This is a genomic window from Nonomuraea sp. KM88 (genome assembly GCF_052245635.1).
In the GTDB taxonomy this organism is placed as follows: domain Bacteria; phylum Actinomycetota; class Actinomycetes; order Streptosporangiales; family Streptosporangiaceae; genus Nonomuraea.
The window spans coordinates 1-5185 of sequence record NZ_JBQQCC010000049.1 but is presented as its reverse complement, the minus strand read 5'-3'; the positions used below and the strand labels follow the sequence as shown (position 1 = coordinate 5185).

At 73.4% G+C, this 5185-nt stretch carries 6 protein-coding genes; 4 read left to right on the top strand and 2 right to left on the bottom strand.

What is annotated here, in order from left to right:
* Positions 1-25 precede the first annotated feature (25 nt).
* Both ACTWPV_RS49460 and ACTWPV_RS49455 read right to left on the bottom strand, forming a co-directional pair.
* Positions 26-1225, bottom strand: coding sequence for a cytochrome P450 (locus tag ACTWPV_RS49460; protein WP_443157191.1), 1200 nt, complete (start codon positions 1223-1225; stop codon positions 26-28).
* Between the two features lie 22 nt (positions 1226-1247).
* Positions 1248-1388, bottom strand: coding sequence for a hypothetical protein (locus ACTWPV_RS49455; RefSeq protein WP_347648824.1), 141 nt, complete (start codon positions 1386-1388; stop codon positions 1248-1250).
* Between the two features lie 150 nt (positions 1389-1538).
* On the opposite strand from ACTWPV_RS49455, the gene ACTWPV_RS49450 reads away from it, so the two are divergent.
* Genes ACTWPV_RS49450 through ACTWPV_RS49435 form a run of 4 tightly spaced genes read left to right on the top strand, consistent with a single transcriptional unit; the run spans position 1539 to position 5123 of the window.
* On the top strand, positions 1539-1796 hold the full coding sequence (locus ACTWPV_RS49450) for an acyl carrier protein (protein ID WP_347648823.1): 258 nt from the start codon (positions 1539-1541) through the stop codon (positions 1794-1796).
* Between the two features lie 9 nt (positions 1797-1805).
* On the top strand, positions 1806-3656 hold the full coding sequence (gene asnB / locus ACTWPV_RS49445; RefSeq protein WP_443157190.1) for an asparagine synthase (glutamine-hydrolyzing): 1851 nt from the start codon (positions 1806-1808) through the stop codon (positions 3654-3656).
* Between the two features lie 9 nt (positions 3657-3665).
* Positions 3666-4661, top strand: coding sequence for an acyltransferase domain-containing protein (locus ACTWPV_RS49440; protein ID WP_443157189.1), 996 nt, complete (start codon positions 3666-3668; stop codon positions 4659-4661).
* 6 nt (positions 4662-4667) lie between these two features.
* Positions 4668-5123: an anthrone oxygenase family protein gene (locus ACTWPV_RS49435; RefSeq protein ID WP_443157188.1), complete on the top strand. Its 456-nt coding sequence runs from the start codon at positions 4668-4670 to the stop codon at positions 5121-5123.
* Positions 5124-5185 lie beyond the last annotated feature (62 nt).

Here is a 5185-nt window from a genome sequence, read left to right as displayed (position 1 = left end):
GCCCCCGCCGTGTTGCCAGGGTTCCCTACCAGGTGACCGGCAGCCGCTCCGGCCGGGCGAACGACGTGCCCGTACGCCACTCCAGCTCCTCCTCGGGCACCGCCGGCCGCAGACCGGGGAAGCGGCCCAGCACCGTCTCCAGCACGATCCGCAGCTCGATCCTGCTGAGCTGCGCGCCCAGGCAGTAGTGGATGCCGTGGCCGAAGGTGATGTGGTGGTTGTGCTCCCGCGCCGGGTCGTAGGCGTCGGGGTCGGAGAAGACCCCCGGGTCGCGGTTGGCGGCCGTCGTGGACGGCAGCACCGCGTCACCCGCCCTGATGAGGACGCCGCCCAACTCGACGTCCTGGGTGGCGATGCGCAGCGCGCCCACCCCGCCGCCGGCCTGCGACAACCGCAGGAGCTCCTCGCCCGCCTCCGGCAGCAGCTCGGGCTTGTCGCGCAGCGCCCGCATCTGCTCGGGATGGCGCAGCAGCCGCAGCATCACGTGCGTCATCGCGGCGGTGGTGGCGTGGTAGCCGGCGCCGAGCAGCGTGAACGCGAACGCCACCAGCTCCTCCTCCGACAGCCGGTCGCCCTCGTCCCTGGCGTTGATCAGCACCATGAGCAGGTCGTCGGTCGGCCGGGTGCGCTTGGCGGCGATGAGCTCGGCCAGGTAGGCGTTGAGCCGGTCGCGGGCCTCGATGACCTCGTCGCGACGGCCGGCGTCGAAGCTGAGCATGAGGTCGGTCCACGTCCTGAACTGGTCCACCTCCTCGTACGGCACGCCGAGCATCTCGCAGATGACCATGATGGGCAGCGGCTGGGTGACGCCGGCCACGAGGTCGGCGGGCGGTCCCGCCTTCTCCATCGCCGTCACCAGCCCCTGGGCGATGTCCTCCACGCGCGGGCGCAGCTGCTCCATGCGCCGCACGGAGAACGCGTACGACACCAGGCGGCGCAGCCTGCTGTGCTCCGGCGGGTCCATCACGATGATGGACTTGGCGCCCCTGGCGATCGGGAACACCTTGGGCGCGCCGGGCGCGGTGATCGCCTCCCGGCTGAAGCGCGGGTCGGCGAGCACGACGCGCACGTCCTCGTACCGCGTCGCCAGCCAGGCCGGGTCGCCCGACGGGAGGGTGATGCGGGTGGGGGCGCCGTCCGCGCGCATCCGCACGTACTCCCCAGGCGGCTCCAGCGGGTCGGCGGCGGTGAACGGGAAGCTCGGGGGTGGTGCTTCTGTCGTCATGGCGTCTCCTTCGCGGCGACGTTCACCGGTTCACCGTGTCGGTCCGGTCATCGTCCGGGTCGGGGCGGTCGTCCCAGATGTGGGGCTGGTAGAAGATCAGGGGCGGATGCTCCGCCCAGGCGCGGGCGTAGGCGCGCAGCCATTCGCCTAAGGGCAACCTCATGGTGCCGACCGTGACCGCGCCGTCTGTGGTCTCGCTCGAGCCCGGCTGGAGCGCGGGCGCGCGGCCCGTCGAGCCGCCGTCCAACGTCCGTCGAGCGCGCCGTACGACAGTGCTCGCCACAGACAGCTCTCCGTGAGACAAGGGGCGAAGATGCGGGAGATCACTATCGGCACGCTGGTGCGGCTGCTCCGCGAGAGCGCCGGCGAGGACGAGACGGTCCAGCTGGACGGCGACATCCTCGACACGACCTTCGAAGCCCTCGGCTACGACTCGCTGGCTCTGTTCAACACGGTCAGCGCCATCGAGCGGGAGTACGCGCTCGAGATCTCGGAGGAGGAGGTCGGCGGCGCCAAGACGCCCGCGGACCTGCTCAAGACGGTCAACCAGGCCCTGGCGGGCACGTCCTGAGGAGCACGCATGTGCGGAATCGCCGGCTGGGTGGACTTCTCGCGTGACCTGACCCGCCACACGGCGACGGCCAGGGCGATGACGGCCACGATGAGCCGCAGAGGCCCCGACGACGAGGGCCTGTGGCAGGACCGCCACGCCCTGCTCGGGCACCGCCGCCTGTCGGTCATCGACCTGGCCGGCGGCCACCAGCCCATGTCGGCCGAGGAGGACGGCAGGACCCTGGCGGCGGTGACGTTCTGCGGGGAGATCTACAACTACCGGGAGCTGCGCGCCGAGCTGGCCTCGTACGGCCACCGGTTCCGCACGAGCAGCGACACCGAGGTGGTGCTCCAGGCCTACCTGCGGTGGGGCGCCGGCTTCGCGCAGCGGCTGAACGGCATGTTCGCCCTGGCCGTGTGGGACGTTCGCACGCAGGAGCTGGTCCTGCTGCGCGACCGGATGGGCGTCAAACCCCTCTACTACCATCCGACCCGCTCCGGGCTGCTGTTCGGCTCGGAGCCCAAGGCCGTGCTCGCCCACCCCGAGGTGCCGCGGCGCGTCGGGCTCGACGGCCTGCGCGAGGTCTTCGACATGGTCAAGACGCCCGAGCGGGCGGTCCTGTCCGGCATGTACGAAGTCCGCCCCGGCCACCTGGTACGCCTGCGCAGGAGCGGCCTGACCAAGCACCGCTACTGGTCGATCGAGGCCCGCGAGCACACCGACGACCTCGACACCACGGTCACCACGGTGCGCGGGCTGCTGGAGGACATCGTCGGCCGGCAGCTCCAGGCCGACGTGCCCGTCTGCACGCTGCTGTCGGGCGGCCTCGACTCGTCCGCGCTGACGGCGCTGGCCGCCGACCGGCTGGCGGCTTCGGGGCGAGGCCCCGTGCGGTCGTTCTCGGTCGCCTTCTCCGGCGCCGAGGACACGTTCCAGGCGGACGCGGTACGCGGCGCGCCCGACGCCCCGTTCGCCCGCGCGCTGGCGGCGCACGTCGGAGCGGAGCACAGCGAGGTGCGGCTGAACAGCGACGAGCTGGTGGCCGAGCCGGTGCGGGCGGCGGTGCTGCGGGCCAACGACCAGCCGCCCGCGTTCTGGGGCGACATGTGGCCGTCGTTGTACCTGCTCTGCCGCGCGGTGCGCGAGCGCTCCACGGTCGCACTGTCAGGCGAGGGCGCCGACGAGCTGTTCGGCGGCTACCGCTGGTTCTCCAACCCGGCGGCCGTGCACGCCGACACCTTCCCCTGGCTCACGCCGGGCTCGGCGCGGTATTTCGGCGGGCTGTCGCTGCTGGCCGACGAGCTGAAGGAGAAGCTCGACATCCAGCAGCACCGGCTGGCCCGCTACCACGAGGCGCTGGCCGAGGTGCCCGTGCTGCCGGGCGAGGACCGGCTGGAACGGCGCATGCGGGAGGTGACCTACCTCAACCTCACCCGGTTCCTGCAGACGCTGCTGGACCGCAAGGACCGCATGAGCATGGCCAACGCCCTGGAGGTGCGGGTGCCCTTCCTGGACCACCGCCTGGTCGAGTACGTCTTCAACGTGCCGTGGGAGATGCGGGCGTTCGACGGCAGGGAGAAGAGCCTGCTGCGGGCGGCCGTCGGCGACCTGCTGCCGGAGGTCGTACGGGACCGGGTGAAGACGCCGTACCCGGCGACGCAGGATCCCGCGTACGAGCAGGCCCTGCGCGACGAGCTCGGCGAGCTGACCGCGGGCGGCGAGCGCCCGGTGGCCGGGCTGCTCGACCCGGACCGCGTCAAGCAGGCGGTCCGGCGCCCGGCCGGCCACGTCAGCCGGCCCTACGACCGGGGCAGCCTGGAGATGGCGCTCTGGCTGACCAGGTGGTTCACCGAATATGACGTCACCCTCGACTACTGAGAGGCGCACATGCCCGAGCCGAGTCGCCCGGTGGTGCTGCTGTTCCCCGGCCAGGGGGCGCAGCACCCCGGCATGGCGGTGGAACTGTACGGCGCCGAACCGGAGTTCACCGCCGCCATGGACGAGTTCTTCGCTCTCATGGGAGAGGAGGGGGGCCGGTTGCGCGCCGACTGGCTCGGCGACGACCCCCGGGTCCCCCTCGACGACGCCTCGCGCGCCCAGCCGCTGCTGTTCGCCATCGGGTACGCCCTCGGCACGGCGCTGCTGGCCCGCGGGGTGAGACCGGCCGCGCTGCTCGGCCACAGCGTCGGGGAGCTGGCGGCGGCCTGCCTGGCCGGGGTGTTCGACCTGGCGGGCGCGGCGCGGCTGATGGCGGCGCGCAGCCGGGCGATGGCGGCGACCGGCGCCGGCGGCATGCTCGGCGCCGGCGTGGCCGCCGACGACCTGGAGGCCAGGATCGGCCCGCGGTACCGGGCGGCGGGCGTGGCCGTGGCCGCGGTCAACGGGCCCCGTCACACCGTCGTGGCCGGGCCGGAGCCGTGGTTGTCGGAGCTGGCGGGCGAGCTGGCGGAAGGCGGCGTGACGACGCGGCGGGTGCCGTCGCGTCAGGCCTTCCACTGCCCGGCGGTGCTGGGCGCGGCGGAGCGGTTCGCCGAAGGGTTCGCCGGGGTGCCGCTGGCGCCGCCTCGGGTGCCGATCAGGTCCACCGCGACGGGCCTGCCCGTGACCCGGGCCCAGGCGCTCTCCCCCGGCTTCTGGGCCGGGCAGCTCGCCCGGCCCGTGCTGTTCTGGGCGGCGCTCGACGGGCTGCTGGCCGGCGGCGACCACACGCTGGTGGAGGCCGGTCCCGGGCGGAGCCTGTCGATGCCGGCGCGCCGGCACGCGGCCGTGCGCTCGGGCCGCAGCACCGTGCTGGCGCCGCTGCCCGCATCCGCCGACGGGACGCTCGCAGGCTGGAAGGCGGCGATGGAGGAGCTGGACGTACTGGTGGGCGAAGGAGTGTGATGACCGATGCTGATCTCCCCTCTGGCCGTGACGGTGCTGGTGGGCAGCGGGATGGTGGCGGGGGTGCTGTTCGCCGTGGCGCTGAGCGTGGTGCCGGCGCTGATGGCGATGCCCGCCGACCGCTACCTCTACACGACGGGCCTGCTCGGGCGTAACTGGGACCCGGTCATGCCGATCCTGGTGCTGGGCACGGCGGCCGGCGACCTGGCCCTGGCGCTGCTGCCGGGGCCGCCCGTCGCGCGGGCGCTGTTCGGCGTCACGTTCGTGCTGATGCTGGGGGTCGCGGGCGTCTCGCACCTGTGCAACGTGCCGATCAACCGGGTGCTGAAGCAGATGGACCCTGAGGCCGTCCCGGCCGACTGGGCCGATCCGCGGCCGCGCTGGCGGGCCTTCCACCTCCTGCGGACCACGCTGGCCGTGGCCGCCCTGACGGCCAACAGCGTGGGCGTCGCGCTCACCTGACCGCGCCGCCCTCGACCGGCCGGGCTCTGACCGGACCGTCCACGGCGCCGACCGGCCCGGCT